At 57.0% G+C, this 19,217-nt stretch carries 21 protein-coding genes; 9 read left to right on the forward strand and 12 right to left on the reverse strand.

Going from position 1 to position 19,217, the window contains the following annotated elements; all coding sequences use genetic code 11:
- Positions 1 to 32 precede the first annotated feature (32 nt).
- The 6 genes from MOQ06_RS20845 (at position 33) to artJ (ending at position 4,553) form a co-directional block, all read left to right on the forward strand.
- Complete coding sequence (locus tag MOQ06_RS20845; protein ID WP_148418722.1) at positions 33 to 551, forward strand: lipoprotein; 519 nt, start codon at positions 33 to 35, stop codon at positions 549 to 551.
- 225 nt (positions 552 to 776) lie between these two features.
- Complete coding sequence (gene artP, locus MOQ06_RS20850) at positions 777 to 1,505, forward strand: arginine ABC transporter ATP-binding protein ArtP (RefSeq protein WP_006809439.1); 729 nt, start codon at positions 777 to 779, stop codon at positions 1,503 to 1,505.
- A gap of 18 nt (positions 1,506 to 1,523) precedes the next feature.
- The gene (artI, locus tag MOQ06_RS20855; protein ID WP_006174322.1) at positions 1,524 to 2,255 is read left to right on the forward strand and encodes an arginine ABC transporter substrate-binding protein ArtI; all 732 of its coding nucleotides are present in this window, start codon (positions 1,524 to 1,526) and stop codon (positions 2,253 to 2,255) included.
- 6 nt (positions 2,256 to 2,261) lie between these two features.
- Positions 2,262 to 2,978 carry an arginine ABC transporter permease ArtQ gene (gene artQ / locus MOQ06_RS20860; RefSeq protein WP_176610775.1) on the forward strand — a complete coding sequence of 239 codons (717 nt, stop codon included), beginning with the start codon at positions 2,262 to 2,264 and terminating at the stop codon, positions 2,976 to 2,978.
- Positions 2,978 to 3,646 (forward strand): arginine ABC transporter permease ArtM, encoded by a 669-nt coding sequence (artM, locus tag MOQ06_RS20865; protein ID WP_176610776.1) that lies wholly within the window; start codon positions 2,978 to 2,980, stop codon positions 3,644 to 3,646. Before artQ ends, artM begins: the two co-directional genes overlap by 1 nt.
- 175 nt (positions 3,647 to 3,821) lie before the next feature.
- On the forward strand, positions 3,822 to 4,553 hold the full coding sequence (artJ, locus tag MOQ06_RS20870; protein WP_148418718.1) for an arginine ABC transporter substrate-binding protein ArtJ: 732 nt from the start codon (positions 3,822 to 3,824) through the stop codon (positions 4,551 to 4,553).
- Between the two features lie 75 nt (positions 4,554 to 4,628).
- On the opposite strand, the gene MOQ06_RS20875 is transcribed toward artJ, so the two are convergent.
- The 11 genes from MOQ06_RS20875 to nfsA all read right to left on the reverse strand — a co-directional run bounded on the left by MOQ06_RS20875 (position 4,629) and on the right by nfsA (position 15,302).
- Positions 4,629 to 6,098 (reverse strand): ATP-binding protein, encoded by a 1,470-nt coding sequence (locus MOQ06_RS20875; RefSeq protein WP_242174663.1) that lies wholly within the window; start codon positions 6,096 to 6,098, stop codon positions 4,629 to 4,631.
- Positions 6,082 to 6,789 (reverse strand): response regulator transcription factor, encoded by a 708-nt coding sequence (locus tag MOQ06_RS20880; RefSeq protein WP_242174664.1) that lies wholly within the window; start codon positions 6,787 to 6,789, stop codon positions 6,082 to 6,084. Before MOQ06_RS20880 ends, MOQ06_RS20875 begins: the two co-directional genes overlap by 17 nt.
- A gap of 72 nt (positions 6,790 to 6,861) precedes the next feature.
- On the reverse strand, positions 6,862 to 7,989 hold the full coding sequence (rlmC, locus tag MOQ06_RS20885; protein WP_242174665.1) for a 23S rRNA (uracil(747)-C(5))-methyltransferase RlmC: 1,128 nt from the start codon (positions 7,987 to 7,989) through the stop codon (positions 6,862 to 6,864).
- 40 nt (positions 7,990 to 8,029) lie between these two features.
- On the reverse strand, positions 8,030 to 8,527 hold the full coding sequence (locus tag MOQ06_RS20890) for a YbjO family protein (protein ID WP_148418714.1): 498 nt from the start codon (positions 8,525 to 8,527) through the stop codon (positions 8,030 to 8,032).
- A gap of 42 nt (positions 8,528 to 8,569) precedes the next feature.
- On the reverse strand, positions 8,570 to 9,415 hold the full coding sequence (gene potI, locus MOQ06_RS20895; RefSeq protein WP_148418713.1) for a putrescine ABC transporter permease PotI: 846 nt from the start codon (positions 9,413 to 9,415) through the stop codon (positions 8,570 to 8,572).
- Entirely contained in the window at positions 9,412 to 10,365 is a 954-nt protein-coding gene (gene potH / locus MOQ06_RS20900) for a putrescine ABC transporter permease PotH (protein ID WP_242174666.1), read from the reverse strand. The genes potI and potH overlap by 4 nt, the downstream gene beginning before the upstream one ends.
- Before the next feature lie 9 nt (positions 10,366 to 10,374).
- Positions 10,375 to 11,508 (reverse strand): putrescine ABC transporter ATP-binding subunit PotG, encoded by a 1,134-nt coding sequence (gene potG / locus MOQ06_RS20905; protein WP_148419178.1) that lies wholly within the window; start codon positions 11,506 to 11,508, stop codon positions 10,375 to 10,377.
- Between the two features lie 102 nt (positions 11,509 to 11,610).
- The gene (gene potF, locus MOQ06_RS20910; RefSeq protein ID WP_176610781.1) at positions 11,611 to 12,723 is read right to left on the reverse strand and encodes a spermidine/putrescine ABC transporter substrate-binding protein PotF; all 1,113 of its coding nucleotides are present in this window, start codon (positions 12,721 to 12,723) and stop codon (positions 11,611 to 11,613) included.
- Positions 12,724 to 13,073: 350 nt separating this feature from the next.
- Positions 13,074 to 13,550, reverse strand: a complete 477-nt coding sequence (locus tag MOQ06_RS20915; RefSeq protein ID WP_193356572.1) for a YbjN domain-containing protein — start codon at positions 13,548 to 13,550, stop codon at positions 13,074 to 13,076.
- A gap of 63 nt (positions 13,551 to 13,613) precedes the next feature.
- The gene (gene rimK, locus MOQ06_RS20920; RefSeq protein ID WP_148418708.1) at positions 13,614 to 14,516 is read right to left on the reverse strand and encodes a 30S ribosomal protein S6--L-glutamate ligase; all 903 of its coding nucleotides are present in this window, start codon (positions 14,514 to 14,516) and stop codon (positions 13,614 to 13,616) included.
- Positions 14,517 to 14,579: 63 nt separating this feature from the next.
- Positions 14,580 to 15,302 (reverse strand): nitroreductase NfsA, encoded by a 723-nt coding sequence (gene nfsA / locus MOQ06_RS20925; protein WP_148418707.1) that lies wholly within the window; start codon positions 15,300 to 15,302, stop codon positions 14,580 to 14,582.
- 185 nt (positions 15,303 to 15,487) lie between these two features.
- On the opposite strand from nfsA, the gene MOQ06_RS20930 reads away from it, so the two are divergent.
- Positions 15,488 to 15,757, forward strand: coding sequence for a GrxA family glutaredoxin (locus MOQ06_RS20930; protein WP_014169305.1), 270 nt, complete (start codon positions 15,488 to 15,490; stop codon positions 15,755 to 15,757).
- Between the two features lie 30 nt (positions 15,758 to 15,787).
- Here the strand turns inward: MOQ06_RS20930 and MOQ06_RS20935 are convergent, their stop codons facing one another.
- Positions 15,788 to 16,162 (reverse strand): inner membrane protein YbjM, encoded by a 375-nt coding sequence (locus tag MOQ06_RS20935; RefSeq protein ID WP_176610782.1) that lies wholly within the window; start codon positions 16,160 to 16,162, stop codon positions 15,788 to 15,790.
- Positions 16,163 to 16,437: 275 nt separating this feature from the next.
- Between MOQ06_RS20935 and MOQ06_RS20940 the strand changes: the two genes are divergently transcribed.
- Positions 16,438 to 18,123 carry an aspartate:alanine antiporter gene (locus MOQ06_RS20940; RefSeq protein WP_242174667.1) on the forward strand — a complete coding sequence of 562 codons (1,686 nt, stop codon included), beginning with the start codon at positions 16,438 to 16,440 and terminating at the stop codon, positions 18,121 to 18,123.
- A 345-nt stretch (positions 18,124 to 18,468) separates the two neighbouring features.
- Positions 18,469 to 19,086 carry a GIY-YIG nuclease family protein gene (locus MOQ06_RS20945; RefSeq protein ID WP_242174669.1) on the forward strand — a complete coding sequence of 206 codons (618 nt, stop codon included), beginning with the start codon at positions 18,469 to 18,471 and terminating at the stop codon, positions 19,084 to 19,086.
- The last annotated feature ends 131 nt before the right edge of the window (positions 19,087 to 19,217 follow it).

A 19,217-nucleotide genomic window follows, 5' to 3' on the forward strand; every position in this document is an offset into this window, starting at 1 on the left:
TGAAAGGATAGTTAATAAATAAGGAAATCAACATGCGCTACTCTGCTTTAACGCTTTTAGTGCCATGCGCGCTGGTGCTCAGCGCCTGCACCACTCCGGTCACGCCGGCCTTTAAGGATATCGGAACCCGCAGCGGCCCCTGCATCGAGGGCGGCCCGGACGCCGTGGCGCAACAATTCTATGATTACCGCATTCAGCACCGCGGCAATGACCTCACCGCCCTGCGCCCGTACCTGAGCGACAGCCTGGCGAAGCTGCTTAACGACGCTTCCCGCGATCCGCAGCATAACGCGCTGCTCTCATCCGATCCGTTCTCCAGCCGCGCCACGCTGCCGGACAGCGCTGAGGTTGCCAGCGCGTCCACGATCCCAAATACCGACGCGCGCAACATTCCGCTGCGCGTGAAGCTCACGCAGGGCACCCAGACCTGGCAGGATGAAGTGCTGATGATCCGCGAAGGCCAGTGCTGGGCCGTCGATGATGTCCGTTACGTTGGCGGCAGCGTTCACGCCCCGGCAGGCACCCTTCGCCAGTCGATTGAGAACCGCTAACTCATCGTTAAATAAACGTTAACCCCGTAAAATGTCCGGCATTTCAGGCGGAATGCCGACATTTATTCTCGCCCCCCTTCCCCTTCGCTATTTTGTGCTATGTTTAAGAGTAAACACGGGTTATATTTAACTTTTAACGCAGAAATATTGCATAACTATTCTGTCAACGGTACTATCTGCGGCCTCAATTGCTATAGATTGCCTGGATGAGTAAAGACTGCCCCGATGAGTATTAAACTAAACGGCATTAACTGCTTCTACGGCGCACACCAGGCGCTGTTCGACATTACGCTGAGCTGCCCGGAGGGCGAAACGCTGGTTTTGCTCGGCCCTAGCGGCGCGGGAAAAAGCTCCCTTCTGCGCGTGCTTAATCTTCTTGAAATGCCCCGCTCGGGGACGCTGGCCATCGCCGGTAACCATTTTGACTTCGCGAAAACGCCGTCTGATAAAGCCATCCGTGAACTGCGTCAAAACGTGGGCATGGTTTTCCAGCAATACAACCTTTGGCCGCACCTGACGGTGGTGCAAAACCTGATTGAAGCCCCGTGCCGCGTGCTCGGTTTAAGCAAAGACCAGGCGATGGCGCGTGCCGAAAAGCTGCTGGAGCGTCTGCGCCTTAAGCCCTACAGCGACCGCTATCCTCTGCACCTTTCCGGCGGCCAGCAACAGCGCGTGGCCATTGCCCGCGCGCTGATGATGGAGCCGGCGGTGCTGCTGTTTGACGAGCCAACCGCGGCGCTGGATCCGGAAATTACTGCCCAGATCGTTAGCATCATTCGTGAGCTGGCGGAAACCAACATTACCCAGGTCATCGTGACCCACGAGGTGGAAGTGGCGCGCAAAACCGCCAGCCGAGTGGTTTACATGGAAAACGGGTATATCGTTGAACAAGGTGATGCGAGCTGCTTCACAAACCCGCAAACCGATGCCTTCAAAAACTACTTATCACACTGATGTGTTAGGGAAATTATAATGAAAAAAGTATTGATTGCCGCGCTGCTTGCTAGCGTCAGCCTTTCCGCTACCGCAGCCCAGACCATCCGTTTCGCCACCGAAGCGTCCTACCCTCCGTTTGAATCCATTGATGCGAACAACAAGATCGTTGGCTTCGACGTGGACCTGGCAAATGCCCTGTGTAAAGAGATCGACGCGACCTGTACCTTCAGCAACCAGGCGTTCGACAGCCTGATCCCAAGCCTGAAGTTCCGTCGTATCGATGCCGTGATGGCCGGTATGGACATCACCCCGGAGCGTGAAAAGCAGGTTCTGTTCACTACCCCTTACTATGACAACTCTGCCCTGTTTATCGGTCAGAAAGGTAAATACGCCTCGGTCGATCTGCTGAAAGGCAAGAAAGTGGGCGTACAGAACGGCACCACGCACCAGAAATTCATCATGGATAAGCATCCGGAAATCACTACCGTGCCGTATGACAGCTACCAGAATGCGAAGCTGGATCTGCAAAACGGTCGTATCGATGCCGTCTTTGGGGATACCGCTGTGGTAACCGAATGGCTGAAAGCGAACGACAAGCTGGCCGCCGTCGGTGACAAAGTGACCGATAAAGACTACTTCGGTACAGGTCTGGGTATTGCCGTGCGTCAGGGCAACACCGAGCTGCAGCAGAAATTCAACGCTGCGCTGGAAAAAGTGAAGAAAGACGGCACCTACGAAACCATCTACAAAAAATGGTTCCAGAAGTAATTCCTGATGAATGAAATTTTTCCTTTAGCAAGCGCCGCCGGGATGACCGTCGGCCTTGCCGTTTGTGCACTGATTATCGGCCTCGCGCTGGCGATGTTCTTTGCGGTGTGGGAGTCCGTTAAGTGGCGCCCCGTCGCATGGCTCGGCTCAGCGCTGGTGACCGTGCTGCGCGGGCTGCCGGAAATTCTGGTGGTCCTGTTTATCTATTTCGGCTCCTCGCAGCTGCTGTTAACGCTGTCGGACGGCTTCACCATTAATCTCGGCTTTGCGCAGATCCCGGTGCAGATGCAGATTGAGAACTTTGACGTCAGCCCGTTCCTGTGCGGCGTGATTGCGCTCTCCCTGCTCTATTCGGCCTATGCCTCACAGACCCTGCGCGGCGCGCTGAAAGCGGTACCGCAGGGACAGTGGGAATCCGGCCAGGCGCTGGGCATGTCGAAGGCGGCGATCTTCTTCCGCCTGGTGATGCCGCAGATGTGGCGTCATGCCCTGCCGGGTTTAGGGAACCAGTGGCTTGTGCTGCTGAAAGACACCGCGCTGGTGAGCCTGATAAGCGTAAATGATTTGATGCTGCAAACCAAAAGCATCGCTACCCGCACCCAGGAGCCGTTTACCTGGTACATTGTGGCGGCGGCTATCTACCTGGCGATCACGTTGCTGAGTCAGTACATCCTCAAGCGCATCGACCTGCGTGCAACGCGTTTTGAACGGAGGCCAGGCTGATGCTGGATTATTTACCCGAACTGATGAAAGGGCTGCACACCAGCCTGACGCTGACCGTGGCGTCCATCATCGTGGCGCTGATCCTGGCGCTGTTCTTCACCATCGTCCTGACGCTGAAAACGCCGGTACTGGTGTGGATTGTCCGTGGCTACATTACGCTGTTTACCGGTACGCCGCTGCTGGTGCAGATCTTCCTGATTTACTACGGCCCGGGGCAGTTCCCGTCGTTGCAGAACTATCCGGTTATCTGGCACCTGCTCTCTGAGCCGTGGCTGTGCGCCCTGATTGCCCTCTCGCTGAACAGCGCGGCCTACACCACGCAGCTGTTCTACGGCGCGATCCGCGCCATTCCGGAAGGCCAGTGGCAGTCCTGCGGTGCGCTGGGGATGAGCAAAAAGGACACGCTGGCGATCCTGCTGCCCTACGCGTTTAAGCGCGCGCTGTCCTCTTATTCGAACGAGGTCGTTCTGGTGTTCAAAAGCACCTCGCTGGCCTACACCATCACCCTGATGGAGGTGATGGGCCACGGGCAGCTGCTGTACGGGCGTACCTACGACGTGATGGTGTTCGGTGCGGCTGGCCTGGTGTATCTGGTGGTCAACGGCCTGCTGACGCTGATGATGCGCCTGATCGAGCGTAAGGCGCTGGCGTTTGAGCGCAGAAATTAACCGGGCAGATGCATAAACCACATATTAAAAGGCGGATAACCTGATGGGTTGTCCGCTTTTTTTTATTCAGCAATCAATATTTAATCATATTTATTGCATATAAATTCATTAAGTGGCATTGTACCTCCATGCCGCAGACACGGCGCATAATGACAAGACAGACGGGAGCATCACAATGAAAAAGTTAGTTCTGGCCGCACTACTCGCTACCTTCGCCGCTGGCGCATCAGCCGCAGATAAAATCAGTTTCGGCGTTTCTGCCACCTATCCGCCGTTTGAATCGCTGGATGCCAGCAACCAGATCGTCGGCTTCGACATCGACCTGGCGAAAGCGCTGTGCAAGCAGATGCAGGCCGACTGCACCTTTACTAACCACGCGTTTGACAGCCTGATCCCGTCCCTGAAGTTTAAAAAATACGACGCGGTGATCTCCGGGATGGACATCACGCCAGAGCGCAGCAAGCAGGTGGCCTTCACCGACCCGTACTACGCCAACTCGGCGGTGGTGATCGCGAAGAAAGGGGCTTATAAATCCTTCGACGAGCTGAAGGGCAAACGCATCGGCATGGAAAACGGCACCACGCACCAGAAGTACCTGCAGGACAAACATCCTGAAGTGAAAACCGTGGCCTATGACAGCTACCAGAACGCGATTATCGACCTGAAAAATGGCCGTATCGACGGGGTATTCGGCGACACCGCCGTGGTGAACGAGTGGCTGAAAACCAACCCGCAGCTGGGAACGGCAACGGAAAAAGTGACCGATCCGCAGTATTTCGGCACCGGTCTGGGCATTGCGGTTCGTCCGGATAACAAGGCGCTGCTGGAAAAACTGAACGGCGCGCTGAAGGCGATCAAAGCTGACGGCACGTACCAGAAAATCAGCGAGCAGTGGTTCCCGCAGTAACCTCTTTTTGTCGGGTGGTCCGGCCTGCGGGGGTGGTCTGTAGGCCGGGTAAGCGCAGCGCCACCCGGCAATTTCTCACAGCGGCACGAAGAATCTGAACCGCGCCCCGCTCGCCGACTCCATCAGCCTAATCCCTCCGCCGTGCAGCTCCAGCATTCTTTTCACGATTAACAGCCCTAACCCGCCCCGGTTTTCCCGCGCCGCCTGCGGCTGTAGCGCCGAAGGACGCTGGAACAGATCGTCGCGCAGCGCCGCATCGACGCCCGTTCCGCTGTCAGCCACTTCAACCTGCAGCCGATCGTTCTCCTGCCACACCGCCAGCCGAATATCGCCCCCCGCTGGCGTATGGCGTATCGCGTTATCCAGCAGGTTGGTGACCACCCGTTCAATCATGGACACGTCGGCGTTCACCAGCGGCAGCGGCCCGGGGACATCAATATGCAGGTTCAGCTCACGCGTGCGGGCGGCCAGTTCAAACTTCTGCGCGACGTCAGATATCAGCTCCGCCATCGCAAAACGCTCGCGCTGGGGCCTGATGCCGCCGTGCTCAAGACGCGCCAGTTCGAACAGCTGCTGCGAGAGATGACGCACCTTTTGCCCCTGACGCAGCGCGGTGGCAAGATATTGCTGATGCTCCTTCGGCGTCAGCGTCGCGGATTTGAGCGAGAGAGTTTCGAGATAGCCCAGCAGGGAGGTCAGCGGCGTGCGCAGATCGTGTGAAATATTGGCGATAAACTCCCGGCGCTGGCGATCGCTGTCCGCCAGCCGATCCCACTGGGAGGTGATTTTGCGCGCCAGCTCGATAAAGCTGTTGCGCAGGATCGCCACTTCATCCCGGCCAGCAGCCTCCAGCGGCTGGGCCGCCAGCCGCCCGATCGCGCTGATGCTGTCCTGCTCAAGCCCGGCCACGTCCTTCGTCAGCTGTTTAACCGGACGCGTTACCCAGTACCAGAGCAGCAGCCCCGCCAGCAGGCCAAACAGCGCCACCAGCAGCATGGACCACAGCGCCGTACTCCAGAGCGCCTTATGCCAGGCCATCTCCGCCAGCGCGTTGGACTCCTCCCCCTGCAAAATAATGTACAGATACCCCTTCAGCTCGCCGTCCTGCCGCAGCGGCGTGGCGCTGAACACCTTCCTGTTCTGGCTGCGGGGATCGTCGCCAAATACCGGCATCACCGTCCCGCTCAGGAAGCTCTGTATCGGAGCGAGGTCAATTTTTTGCCGCTTGATGTGGCCCGGCGGCGCGGCGTCTGCCAGCACGTCGCCATCGGGCGAGACGACGTACAGCTCAACGCTCGGGTTAAAGGTCATTAGCCTATCGAACAGCGGCTTTAAGGCGCCCCGATCGACCCTGCCCTGCGCATCCAGAATCGGTTCCCGCTGGACGATCTGCTGGGCCAGCCCGCCGGAGAGCCGCTGCACCATCGCGTTACCGTACTGCATGCTGCTGTAGAGCTGCACCGCGCAGGCAACGGTAGCGCAGAGCAGCAATAACGCCGTAAACAGCAGCGTCAGGCGCTGGCTCAGGCTAAAGCGACGCATCATGGTTCAGCTCCGCAAATTTGTAGCCTTTGCCCCACACGGTGCGAACGATCTCCGGTTCGGCGGCATCTTTTTCAATTTTGATGCGCAGGCGATTGATGTGGGTGTTAACGGTGTGTTCGTAGCCTTCGTGCTGATAGCCCCACACCTGCTCCAGCAGGGCCAGCCGCGAAAAGACCTCTCCGGGATGGCGGGCAAAGAAATAGAGCAGTTCAAACTCGCGCGGAGTGAGGTCGACGAGCTGACCGTGCAGGCGCACGGCGCGCGCCAGCGGATCGATAGTCAGGCCATGCGCCTGAATAATGCCGTCCGTCTGCGCCTGCCCCATCGCCTGCTGGCGGCGGAACAGCGCCTTAATGCGGGCAATCAGCTCCTGCACCGAGAAGGGTTTTGCCAGGTAGTCATCCGCCCCGGTTTCCAGGCCGGTAATACGATCGGTTTCGCTGCTGCGGGCGCTAATGATGATTATCGGCAGGTAGCGGGTCATCTGGCGGATACGGCGACAAATCTCCAGACCGTCGACGTTAGGCAGCATCAGATCGAGGATCACCGCGTCCCACGGCTGTTTTTCCAGAAGCGGTAACGCCTTTCCCCCGTCCGGCTCGTGGGTAATGGCGTAGCCTTCGTCTTCTAAGTTGAGTCGCAGAAGCGCCGCGATATCGTGGTCATCTTCCACCAGCAGGATCTGCTTCATGGGTAAGCCTTCATTCAATTTTTATGACGTAAGCTTACCTGATTTCGCAGGGATGAAGAGTTCACATTTTGTTTAAGATTTCACGAGCAACGTCAGCACTTCGTAATGCGCGGTGTGCGGGAACATATCAAAGAGCTGAACGCGCTCAATGCGGTAACCCGGCAGGCTGGCGATATCTTTCGCCATGGTTTGTGCGTTACAGCTGGAGTAGACGATAACGTCCGGCGCCATCTGGCTCAGGTAGTCGCAGAGCGCCTGGCCAATGCCCCGGCGCGGCGGGTTGACCAGCACCAGTTCCGGCACGTTGCCCTGCCCGGTGGCGAACCGGGTGGAGTCGAGCGCCTGAAAGCGCAGGTTCGTTAACCCCAGCTCCGCGGCGGACTGCTTCGCGCAGGCAATCGCCTCGGCAGAAATTTCAATCCCGGTGAGCTGCATGTCCGGCGTGGCGCAGTGCAGGCCAAAGCCGCCGACGCCGCAGAACAGATCCCACATGTGATGAACATGCAGCGCGCGCACCCAGTCGCGCGCGGTGGCGTACAGCGCGCTGGCAACGGCCGGGTTAGTCTGGAAGAAGCTTTGCGGACGGATCCACAGCGGCACGTCGTTGAAACGCTCCGCCAGCGCATGCTTTTCGGTGAAGAATATCTCTTTCTCCCCTTCCATGATGGCCATATGCACCGGCTGAATATTGGCGCTGATGACCCTGAGCTGCGGCAGCTGCGCCTGCAGCCACGGCAGCGCCGCGCGCAGCTGCTCCAGTTTGGTTTCCGAACGCAGCACGAAGCGCAGCATCATGCCGCCGTCGATCTGGCTTTCGGTAAGCAGGAGGTATTTCAGCTCGCCGCGCCTGCGGGCGACGCTGTAGGGCGTTAACCCCGCGCGGGCGATAAACGGCTTAAGCGCGGCAAACACCGGCTCAAACGAGGCGGGATACAGCGGGCAGGCGGTGAGATCTTCCGGGGTGCCGTCACGGTGCAGCATGCCCAGCAGCGGCTTTTCGACGCTGCCGCTGACCACCATTTTGGCTTTATTACGAAAGCCCTGCTCCGGCCCGCTGACGGGTGCACACCACTCGCCCACCGCGTGGCCGGCAAGCAGCTGCTGGAGATCGGCCATTTTGGCGGTGAGTTGTTGAGAGACCGGCTGTTCTATCCACTGACAGGAGCGGCAGCGGCCGGCGTCATAGAGTGCGCACTGCATAGGAAAACCTTAAGGATCACGAGGGCTGCGATTATACACATTATTGCAGGCGGAAGAACCGCCGACTGGAGGCCGGGATAAAAAGCAGGCACAAGACCAGCATGTCCGGCAGCTTCTGCATGACCAGTGAATGGAAAATCTCGCGGCGGGAGCTGCCGGGAATGCTGAACAGTTCAGGATAACCATAGCCCAGCGAGGCGGCCCACAGATAGCTGGCGGCGGCGATCTGCGTCAGCAGATAGACCCATCGCGCCCAGTTGCGCCCTTTTACCAGCGAGAACGCGCAGTAGATTTCGATAAACACCAGCATCAGGCTGCTGAGAAACACCAGCGTCAGATTCCACGTCTGCGCGCTGCGGTGAATAAATTCCCCCATCCCGCGCGGGCCCAGCGTGTTCATTATCATCAGCACGTCCAGGCAGCGGATCATAATAATAGCGAGCGCCGCCACCTGCACCAGCGCAGGAACGTTCGGACGAGCGTGCGAATGACGTGTTTTTTGCAAGAATCCCAATGTTTTTACTTCCCTGAAAAACAGTGCCGCGTCATACGCGGCACATCACTGGAAATAATAATTCCTTCAGCCGCGTCTTGCACGCTGGATATCGCGCACGCGCTGCTTTTCCGCGCGCGCCATCAGATACCAGGCGATAAATCCGACAATTCCGACCACGCCGAGGATGATGGACGCCAGGGCGTTGATTTCCGGATTCACCCCCATGCGCACGCTGGAGAAGACCAGCATCGGCAGCGTCGTCGCGCCCGGGCCCGAGACAAAGCTGGCGATAACCAGGTCGTCGAGCGAGAGCGTGAACGCCAGCAGCCAGCCGGAGATCACCGCAGGCATAATCATCGGCAGCGTGATGATGAAGAAAACCTTCAGCGGCGTTGCGCCAAGATCCATCGCCGCCTCTTCAATGGAGCGATCCAGCTCGCGCAGGCGCGAAGAGATTACCACCGCCACGTACGCCGTACAGAAGGTAACGTGCGCCAGCCAGATGGTTAGCATACCGCGATCCGCCGGCCAGCCGATGGCGTGCGCCAGCGCCACAAACAGCAGCAGCAGCGACAGGCCGGTGATCACGTCCGGCATCACCAGCGGCGCGGTGATCATAAACGCAAAGCCGTTGGCCCCGCGGAAGCGGCCAAAGCGCACCATCACCAGCGCGGCAATCGTGCCCAGCACGCAGGCCATCGTCGCCGCCAGCGCCGCAATGGTCAGGCTTAGTCCGACCGCGCTCATCATCGCATCGTCATGGAACAGCGCGCTGTACCAGCGCGTGGACCAGCCCGCCCAGACGGTGACCAGCTTCGAGCTGTTGAACGAGTAGATCACCAGCATCAGCATCGGCGCGTACAGGAAGGTAAAGCCAATCACCAGGATCAGGATTCGCCACGGAGAGCGTACTACCGGCAGGTTGTTCATCCGTGGTCTCCCATCTGCTTCTGCTGGTGTTTATGGAACCACATGATCGGCACGATCAGCAGCAGGAGCATGACGATCGCCACCGCCGAGGCCACCGGCCAGTCGCGGTTATTAAAGAACTCCTGCCACAGCACGCGGCCAATCATAATGCTGTCCGGCCCGCCGAGCAGTTCGGGGATCACAAACTCCCCCACCGCCGGGATAAAGACCAGCATCGACCCGGCAATGATCCCGCCCCTGGTCAGCGGCACGATGACGCTGAAGAAGGTCTTCAGCGGACGCGCGCCAAGATCGAGCGAGGCTTCCACCAGCGAGTAGTCAATACGCGTCAGGGCCGTGTAAATCGGCAGCACCATAAACGGCAGGTAGGCATAAACAATCCCGATATACACCGCGAGATTGGTGTGCAGGATCGTCAGCGGCTGGTCGATAACGCCAAGCCACAGCAGGACGTTATTCAGTATGCCGTTATTTTTCAGGATCCCCATCCAGGCGTACACGCGGATGAGGAACGAGGTCCACGACGGGAGGATCACCAGCAGCAGTAGAATGTTTCGCGTCGACGGCTTGCTGTGCGCCACCGCCCACGCCAGCGGGTAGCCCATCAGCAGACAGCAGATCGTGGAGACCGCCGCCACCTGTAACGACTGCAAGTAGGCTTCAAAATAGAGCGGATCCTCGGTCAGCTGCAGGAAATTACCGAGGTTTAAGGTCAGCGTAAACTGTCCGTCCGCCCACTCCCACAGATCGGTGTACGGCGGGATCGCCCGCGCCATCTCCGCCAGGCTGATCTTAAAGACGATCAGGAACGGCAGCAGAAACAGCAGGATCAGCCAGATATACGGCATGGCGATGACCAGCTTACGGCCATGTGCCATCTGCATGCGCGCCAGCCAGTGCGCGAAACCGCCCGGCTGTTTGACGCGGGCTGGAGGTTCAAGTGTACTCATGACCGCTCCTTATACCGTCAGGACTACGCAGCTGTCCGCATCCCAGCACAGGCTCACCTCGTCGCCCCAGGTCGGCTGTCCCTTGCGATACCGGTGTTCGTTCTGTAGCTGGGCGCTGAGCATCTGCCCGCTTTTCAGGCGCACGTGGTAGATAGAAAGGTCGCCCAGGTAGGCAATGTGCACCACTTCGCCCACGGCAAAGTTGTAGCCATCGGCGGGCGGCTCATCGCAGAGCATGATTTTTTCCGGGCGCAGGGCAACGTAGACCGGCACGTTGTCCATCACGGCGTTATCCGGATCCACCTTAAGCGGGTGCACCAGCCCCGGCGATTCGATCACCAGACCGTCCTCCTCACGCGCTTTCAGCAGCCCTTCGAAGACGTTCACCGAGCCGATAAACTCCGCGCTGTAGCGGGTGGTCGGGTGCTCGTAGATCTCCTCCGGCTCGCCAATCTGCACGAACTTACCGCGATTCATGATCGCAATGCGCCCGGCCATAGTCATCGCCTCTTCCTGGTCGTGGGTCACCATCACGCAGGTCGCCCCCACGCGCTCGAGAATATCCACCACCTCAAGCTGCATGCGGTCGCGCAGCTTTTTATCCAGCGCACCCATCGGTTCGTCGAGCAGTAAGAGCTTCGGACGCTTGGCAAGGCTTCTCGCCAGCGCCACGCGCTGACGCTGGCCGCCGGAAAGCTGGTGCGGCTTACGCTTCGCGAACTCCTGCATGTGCACCAGGCTCAGCATCTCCGCCACGCGCGCGGTGATTTCGGCTTTCGGCAGTTTGTCCTGCTTCAGGCCGAAGGCGATGTTCTGCTCAACGGTCATGTGCGGAAACAGCGCGTAGGACTGGAACATCATGTTAATGGGCCGCTGGTACGGCGGCACGCTGGAGAGATCGACACCGTCGAGCACAATCTGCCCGGCGGTCGGCTGTTCAAACCCGGCGAGCATGCGCAGCAGGGTCGATTTACCGCAGCCGGACGCGCCGAGGAGAGCAAAAATCTCACCCTTGTAGATCGTCAGGCTGACGTCGTCCACGGCATGCTGGCCGTCGAAGGATTTGGTGAGGTTACGAATTTCAAGAAGCGGGGTCAGCGCTTTACGGACTTTCGCCTGCGGGCGGGGGATCGCGTCATTCACGGGGTGCTCTCCGGCAGAAAACAAATCATGGTGCAGGCGCACCATAACGGTGCGCCCGTTGCCGGGAGCGCTACGCGTGCCCGGCCTACAGCTCACGGGTAATTACTTACCGCTTTTCACCTTCGTCCACGCGCGGGTACGCACGCGGTCAATTTTAGGTTCCTGCACCTTCAGGGTGAACAGCTTGGCAAACACGTCGGCCGGCGGATAAATCGCCGGGTTATTACGGATCTCCTCGCTGACCATCGGCACGGAGGCCTTGTTACCGTTGGCGTAGTAGACGTGATCGCTGATGTGGGCAATCACTTCCGGACGCATCAGGTAGTTGAGGAACTGATACGCTTCTTCTTTGTTTTTCGCGTCAGCCGGCATGGCGAAGACGTCGAAGAAGGCCAGCGCCCCCTCTTTCGGTATGAAGTAGGAGACATTGACGCCGTTTTTCGCCTCTTTCGCGCGGTTCGCCGCCTGCCAGACGTCGCCTGCCCAGCCGATCGCCACGCAGATGTCGCCGTTTGCCAGGTCGTTAATGTACTGAGAGGAGTGGAAGTAGCGAATATTCGGACGCAGCTTCAGCAGCAGATCGGTTGCCGGGCCGGTGTAGTCGTCGGCCTTGCTGCTGTTCGGATCTTTGCCGAGATAGTTAAGCACGGTGGCAAAAATTTCTTCCGGGGCATCGAGGAAAGAGACGCCGCAGCTTTTCAGCTTTTCAAGGTTTTCCGGCTTCAGCACCACGTCCCAGCTGTCCAGCTTGACGTCCGGGCCCAGCGCGGCTTTGACTTTATCCACGTTGTAGCCAATACCGGTGGTCGCCCACAGATAAGGCATCGCGTATTTGTTCTCCGGATCGTGTTTGGCAATCAGCTTCAGCACCTCCGGGTCGAGGTTTTTCCAGTTCGGTAATTTGCTCTTGTCCAGCGGCTGGAAGACGCCGGCGGTCAGCTGACGCTCCAGGAAGCTGGCGGAGGGCACCACCAGGTCAAAGCCGGTGCTGCCCGCCATCAGTTTGCCTTCCAGCACCTCGTTGGAGTCGAAGACGTCGTAAACCACCTTAATGCCGGTCTCTTTTTCAAAACTGGCGACGGTGTCCGGCGCAATATAGTCAGACCAGTTATAGACGTGCAGCGTTTTTTGTTCCGCAGCGAGCGTGCCGGCAGAGACGGCCATCAGAGCACCCGCAACCAGACCCGATAACCATTTTTTATTCAAGGCGATCATATTGTTATTCCTTCTGAAAGCTCGTTAACAAACGAACCAAAACTGTGCAGCCTGAAGATATGCAATAATCATGCATAGTTTGTCGCTCTGCCTGAAATAAAAATAACCCCCTTTATCCGGCAGGTCCGCTCGCTTTTTTAAGCATCGCAAGAATAACTGTAGCCCGTGTCTCCGGCTATAGCCCAGACGAAAAAACGCCTTTTATCAATTTTTTATGCAGATTATGTCTACGTGATAAGCCGAAATGGCCTGAGGGGAGGTGAAAGATTCTTTAAAGAAAGGTTAAAAGCAGCAGAAAAAATGGCGTTATGCAGCCGCTCTGGCAGCGACTGCGCAAAAGTCAGACAGCCTTAGTGGAGAAAATTGGGCGCTGCATCGTTATTCTCAGCATCATCTTCCGCGCTGTACAGCAGGTGATGCGCGTTGGCTTCCATCATCACCATGGAAATTTGCTCTTCGCTCAGGCGCATAAACCAGGCGAACTGCTTAAAGGAGAGCCCGGCACCGGAGAATAAAGACTGGCAAACTACCAGCTTCGGCAGATTATCATCCTGTATGTCGAGAAACGCTTTCACGGTCAAAGAACTGGCGTTAATCGCTGACAGATCGGACGCCAGCGCCAGCAGCGCGGAAGGCTTCACCTCGGCCAGCGCCGAGAAAAGAATCACGTCGTTAATCAGATCGATTTTGGCATCGAAAATACCGTCGAAATTTTGCATGTGAGGCAGATGCAGCGCCTGGCAGGAGTCGCATTCGAAAAAAGTAATACCGGCATCATCGAGCCATTGACGTAACGTATCCAGTGTAGGTACGACCTGTAAATCCATCGCTGTGCAGCCTCTTAAATAAAAACGGTGTTCAGATTACGCAAAAAGCGCGCGCCGATCCATTCAACCGCCCGTTTTCAGGCAGAATCCCGGCGTAGCATGGCGTTCAATCCATGCAATCATTTTACCTGCAATATCGACGCCTGTGGTTTTTTCCACCCCTTCCAGCCCCGGAGAGGCGTTCACTTCCATCACCAGCGGGCCGCGCTCGGCGCGCAGCAGATCGACACCCGCCACGTCCAGCCCCAGCGTCTGAGCGGCTTTCACCGCAATCTCGCGCTCGCGCTCGCTGATGACGGCAACCCGGGCGATGCCGCCACGGTGCAGGTTGGAGCGGAAGTCGCCCTCTTTAGCCTGCCGCTCAATGGCGGCCACCACCTCATCGCCGACCACAAAGCAGCGAATGTCGCGCCCTCTGGCCTCTTTAATATACTCTTGCACCAGGATATGAGCATTCAGGCCACGAAAGGCGTCGATCACGCTTTCGGCCGCCTGGCGCGTCTCCGCCAGCACCACCCCAATACCCTGCGTGCCTTCAACCAGCTTAATCACCAGCGGCGCTCCGCCCACCATGTCGATCAGATCGCTGGTGTCGTCCGGCGAATGGGCTATGCCGGTAACGGGCAGATCGATTCCCTGACGCGCGAGCAGCTGTAGCGATCGCAGCTTATCGCGGGCGCGGGAAATCGCCACGGACTCGTTGAGCGGATAGCTGCCCAGCATTTCAAACTGACGCAGCGCGGCCGTGCCGTAATAGGTGATCTGGGAGCCAATGCGGGGGATCACCGCATCAAAATGCGGGAGCTTGCGGCCTTTGTAATGAATCGACGACGCCGCAGGGTCGATGTTCATATAGCAGGACATCGGATCGAGGATCTCAACCTGATGCCCGCGTTTCGCCGCCGCTTCTCGCAGGCGCTTGCATGAATAGAGCGTTCCATCCCGGGACAATATGGCAATTTTCACCCTGCACCTCTCTGAAGACATGGGAAAGCCTGCCTATCATACACGAGGCGCAGGAGGAATGGACTATCGCGTCGCCCAGCCCTGCTTGTGCAGATACTCGAGAATGAACGGGCGGCTTTCCTTAACGATGGTGCGGCGGATATGGTCACTCCAGGTGTCGCGGCGGTTGTTGCTGTCGCGCGTTAAATAGTAGTTCGCCAGCTCTTCGTCATACTGGTCCAGCACGTTCGGATCGACCGGCTGGTAATGATTCTCGTGCACCAGCATCGCCGCAGGAATGCGCGGCTTGAGATCCGGGTTATCCGCCGGCCAGCCAAGGCACAGGCCAAACAGCGGCAGCACGTGCTTCGGAAGCTTCAGCAGTTCCGTCACGCTTTCGATATTGTTGCGCAGCCCGCCGATATACACCCCGCCAAGCCCCAGCGACTCAGCCGCCGTGAAGGCGTTTTGCGCCATCAGCGCGGTATCCACCACGCCCAGCAGCAGCTGTTCCGCCAGCCCCAGCTCCGCCTCCGGGCAGATTTGCAGGTGGCGGTTAAAATCGGCGCAGAATACCCAGAACTCGGCCGCCTGAGCGACGTGCTTTTGCCCGCCCGTCAGGGTCACCAGCTGTTCACGCATTGCCGGATCGGTGATGCGGATAATGGAGCTGCACTGCAAAAAGCTGGAGCTGGAGGTGCCTCTTGCGCTGTCGATGATCGCTTCCCGCTGTGCCTGGGTAATGGGCTCATCGGTGAAATGGCGAATGGAACGGTGGGAACGAAGCAGGTCAATGGTTGGCGTCATCTTGTCTCTCTTTGTGTTGCGTAAAACGTATGGCAGCCAGTATAGGCAATGATCTGCGCGATGTAATTGGCGAAACATAGCCTGACTGTATCAAAGTGACAGGTGAAACCTTCTTTCCATGACGGCAGGTTATCGTGCACTATAGGCGCTATTCGCCGTCAGGCTTGTTTTTTGAGGAGAGAGAAATGTTTGCAGTAATTTTTGGTCGTCCCGGATGCCCTTACTGTGTGCGCGCTAAAGAGCTGGCTGAGAAACTGACTGAAGAGCGTGATGATTTCAACTTCCGTTACGTTGACATCCACGCGGAAGGCATCAGCAAAGCCGATCTGGAAAAAACCGTTGGCAAGCCGGTTGAAACCGTGCCGCAGATCTTCCTCGATCAGAAACACATCGGCGGCTGCACAGATTTTGAAGCCTACGCCAAAGAGCATCTGGGCCTGTTTGCCGCTCAGTAATGCGAAGACGCCCTCTCCCCGAGGGCGTTTTTATTTACGTGGCTTGCGCTGTTGCAGCAGGCTACGCGTAAATAAGAAGCACAGCGCCCCCAGCGCGCACCAGAAAACGCCGCTCATTAACCACGCCACTTCCTGCCAGACGCTTCTCGACGAGAGAAACAGCACGCGCATCAGGAGCAGACAGAGGGGGGCCGCAAGCATCGCCCCGATAAGCGGCATGATCACCTCACCTTTTCGCGAGAGAAAACTGGCCACGACCCCCGGCAGGATGAAAAACAGCAGGCCCAGCTCCGGATGACCAGAAGCTCTGAAGGCTCCCTTCACATTAAAAGCTAACGACATGCAAACGACCGTAAACAGCAAAAAACAGCTGATTGCGCCCGCCCAGTTTCGCTTAATGTTCAAATTATCCTCCTGACTTCCTCTCTATCAAATACACACTCGTCCAGCGGACGCCCAGTCAGATAAAGCAAAGTGGCAATCCTTGCCAAAGGCCGCATGCAGTGATGCGATAATAGGTAGCTGTCGAAAGCTAATACGATTAAACTAACCGCTTGCTATTGGTTTAGGGAAATTATCAGGGAGCGAGACGCGGTTAGCGTTTGTCCCTGACCGTAAAAACAGTAGCCCAAATAGTCCTTTCATTCAACAACTTACTGGTAAACAAGAAGTTAGCCTCCGTGAATATAAACGTCGCAGACTTGTTAAATGGGAATTACATCCTGTTATTATTTGTGGTACTGGCGCTGGGCCTTTGTCTGGGTAAATTACGCCTGGGTTCAGTTCAACTTGGTAATTCCATTGGCGTTTTAGTCGTCTCCTTATTATTAGGTCAGCAGCATTTCAGCATTAACACGGACGCGCTTAACTTAGGTTTCATGCTGTTTATTTTTTGCGTAGGCGTGGAAGCCGGTCCGAACTTTTTTTCAATTTTCTTCCGTGACGGCAAAAATTACCTGATGCTGGCGCTGGTGATGGTCGGCAGCGCACTGCTGATTGCGTTAGGGCTGGGCAAGCTGTTTGGCTGGGACATTGGCTTAACGGCGGGTATGCTGGCGGGCTCGATGACCTCCACGCCGGTGCTGGTCGGCGCCGGCGATACGCTTCGCCATTCGGGGATGGCTGGGTCGCAGCTTTCCACCGCGCTGGACAACCTGAGCCTGGGCTATGCCCTGACCTATCTGATTGGTCTGGTGAGCCTGATTGTTGGCGCGCGCTATTTGCCGAAACTTCAGCATCAGGATCTGCAGACCAGCGCCCAGACCATCGCCCGCGAGCGCGGCCTGGACACGGACTCCAAACGTAAGGTCTACCTGCCGGTTATCCGCGCGTACCGCGTCGGGCCGGAGCTGGTTGCCTGGACCGACGGGAAAAACCTGCGCGAGCTGGGGATTTACCGTCAGACCGGCTGCTATATCGAACGTATCCGTCGTAACGGCATCCTGGCGAACCCGGACGGTGATGCGGTGCTCCAGATGGGCGATGATATTGCCCTCGTCGGCTACCCGGACGCTCACGCGCGTCTCGATCCCAGCTTCCGCAACGGGAAAGAGGTGTTCGACCGCGACCTGCTGGACATGCGTATCGTTACCGAAGAGATTGTGGTGAAGAACCACAACGCCGTGGGCCGCCGACTGGCGCAGCTGAAGCTGACCGACCACGGCTGTTTCCTCAACCGCGTGATTCGCAGCCAGATTGAAATGCCTATCGACGACAACGTGGTTCTCAACAAAGGCGACGTGTTGCAGGTCAGCGGCGATGCCCGGCGCGTCAAAACCGTTGCCGACCGTATCGGCTTTATCTCGATTCACAGCCAGGTGACGGACCTGTTAGCCTTCTGCGCGTTCTTCATTGTTGGCCTGATGATTGGGATGATCACCTTCCAGTTCAGCAACTTTAGCTTCGGCATCGGTAACGCTGCCGGCCTGCTGTTCGCCGGGATCATGCTAGGCTTCCTGCGAGCGAACCATCCTACATTCGGCTATATCCCGCAGGGCGCGCTGAACATGGTGAAGGAGTTCGGCCTGATGGTCTTTATGGCGGGAGTAGGCTTAAGCGCCGGTAGCGGCATTGGCAACGGCCTGGGCGCCGTTGGCTGGCAAATGTTGGTTTCCGGACTTATCGTCAGCCTGGTACCGGTGGTGATCTGCTTCCTGTTCGGTGCCTACGTGCTGCGCATGAACCGCGCCCTGCTCTTCGGGGCGATGATGGGCGCGCGCACCTGCGCCCCGGCGATGGAAATCATCAGCGACACCGCGCGCAGCAACATCCCGGCGCTGGGATATGCGGGAACCTACGCGATCGCAAACGTGCTGCTGACGCTGGCGGGTACGCTGATCGTCATTATCTGGCCGGGACTCGGATAACTCTTAAGTTTGCGCGGAGTGGAAAAAATTTTCGTTACGCGCAGAACTTTTTACGCAGGGTGCAGTCATAACTAGTGCCACTGCTTTTCTTTGATGTCCCCAATTTGTGGAGCCCATCAACCCCGCCGTTTTGGTTCAAGGTTGATGGGTTTTTTGTTGCCTGAAATTCACGCCCAACAAAATCAAACACTTACAATGATACTCTTTCTTGCGTGGCGGGCGCTAAAACTCGTCGCAAAAACCTGAATTTTAATCCCTCTGATTTTTCGTTCTTCTCTCTTTCAAAAAACATCGATTCTTTGCTGCAAATAAATAAAATCAAAAAAAGCCAGCAAGGAGAGCCGAATGTTCAAATTTTATCCTGAGAAAACCTACAGCAGAACGGAAGTCATGAGTGCGCCATCTCCGGTTCCAGCCGTGAACGGTATTTATTTTTGGTGGTTCAAAGAAGTTCCTCCGGGCGTTCCTGCAGAAGGCTGCATAACATTTGACGATTACACTCTGCTGTATGTCGGCATCTCACCAGACAAGCGTGGGAAGCCCAACAGTCGCTCGAATTTAAGGAAACGTATCAAAATGCATTACAGCGGAAATGCTGCTGGCTCAACTCTTAGACGTACGCTTGGAGTGCTATTGAGCCGTGAAAGCAGCTTTCCCCTGCGCCGGGTCGGATCTGGCTCCAGAATGACATTTACTCATCCAGGCGAGCAGTGGCTTGATGCCTGGATGGAAAAGAATGCCAAAGTTCACTGGATACCTGTCGAAGCGCCATGGGAACTTGAGGATACCCTGATCGCATCGATTCCCCTCCCCTTGAACATTCAGGGTAATGCTCATGATTTTAGAATGACGCTTTCGCGAATGCGTAGTCAGGCTGCAGCAGAGGCAAGGTTGATGGAGATTGCTGATGAAAGGGGTTTGAGGAGACGATTAATGGTCCAAACATTACAAATGCACCATTAAACCTGGATTGGTCAGTCATTTATTCCTTTCGGATAAGGTGCATGCATATAGTTAGTTGTCTTTACATCCAATAAAGTTGCATTGAAATAAAATTTCTGGCATCAATACACTATTGTCTTATCAAAGATACA

The organism is Enterobacter sp. I4, assembly GCF_022669095.1.
Lineage (GTDB): Bacteria > Pseudomonadota > Gammaproteobacteria > Enterobacterales > Enterobacteriaceae > Enterobacter > Enterobacter pasteurii.

Excerpts from the sequence above, each read along its gene's own strand:
- rlmC (WP_242174665.1), bottom strand. The coding sequence starts at position 7,989 with ATGCAGTGCGCACTCTATGACGCCGGCCGCTGCCGCTCCTGTCAGTGG.
- MOQ06_RS20915 (WP_193356572.1), bottom strand. The coding sequence starts at position 13,550 with ATGGATTTACAGGTCGTACCTACACTGGATACGTTACGTCAATGGCTC.
- MOQ06_RS20845 (WP_148418722.1), top strand. The coding sequence starts at position 33 with ATGCGCTACTCTGCTTTAACGCTTTTAGTGCCATGCGCGCTGGTGCTC.
- nfsA (WP_148418707.1), bottom strand. The coding sequence starts at position 15,302 with ATGACGCCAACCATTGACCTGCTTCGTTCCCACCGTTCCATTCGCCAT.
- potH (WP_242174666.1), bottom strand. The coding sequence starts at position 10,365 with ATGAGTACACTTGAACCTCCAGCCCGCGTCAAACAGCCGGGCGGTTTC.
- MOQ06_RS20875 (WP_242174663.1), bottom strand. The coding sequence starts at position 6,098 with ATGATGCGTCGCTTTAGCCTGAGCCAGCGCCTGACGCTGCTGTTTACG.
- potF (WP_176610781.1), bottom strand. The coding sequence starts at position 12,723 with ATGATCGCCTTGAATAAAAAATGGTTATCGGGTCTGGTTGCGGGTGCT.
- MOQ06_RS20945 (WP_242174669.1), top strand. The coding sequence starts at position 18,469 with ATGTTCAAATTTTATCCTGAGAAAACCTACAGCAGAACGGAAGTCATG.
- MOQ06_RS20930 (WP_014169305.1), top strand. The coding sequence starts at position 15,488 with ATGTTTGCAGTAATTTTTGGTCGTCCCGGATGCCCTTACTGTGTGCGC.
- artJ (WP_148418718.1), top strand. The coding sequence starts at position 3,822 with ATGAAAAAGTTAGTTCTGGCCGCACTACTCGCTACCTTCGCCGCTGGC.
- artQ (WP_176610775.1), top strand. The coding sequence starts at position 2,262 with ATGAATGAAATTTTTCCTTTAGCAAGCGCCGCCGGGATGACCGTCGGC.
- artI (WP_006174322.1), top strand. The coding sequence starts at position 1,524 with ATGAAAAAAGTATTGATTGCCGCGCTGCTTGCTAGCGTCAGCCTTTCC.
- artM (WP_176610776.1), top strand. The coding sequence starts at position 2,978 with ATGCTGGATTATTTACCCGAACTGATGAAAGGGCTGCACACCAGCCTG.
- MOQ06_RS20880 (WP_242174664.1), bottom strand. The coding sequence starts at position 6,789 with ATGAAGCAGATCCTGCTGGTGGAAGATGACCACGATATCGCGGCGCTT.
- artP (WP_006809439.1), top strand. The coding sequence starts at position 777 with ATGAGTATTAAACTAAACGGCATTAACTGCTTCTACGGCGCACACCAG.
- potI (WP_148418713.1), bottom strand. The coding sequence starts at position 9,415 with ATGAACAACCTGCCGGTAGTACGCTCTCCGTGGCGAATCCTGATCCTG.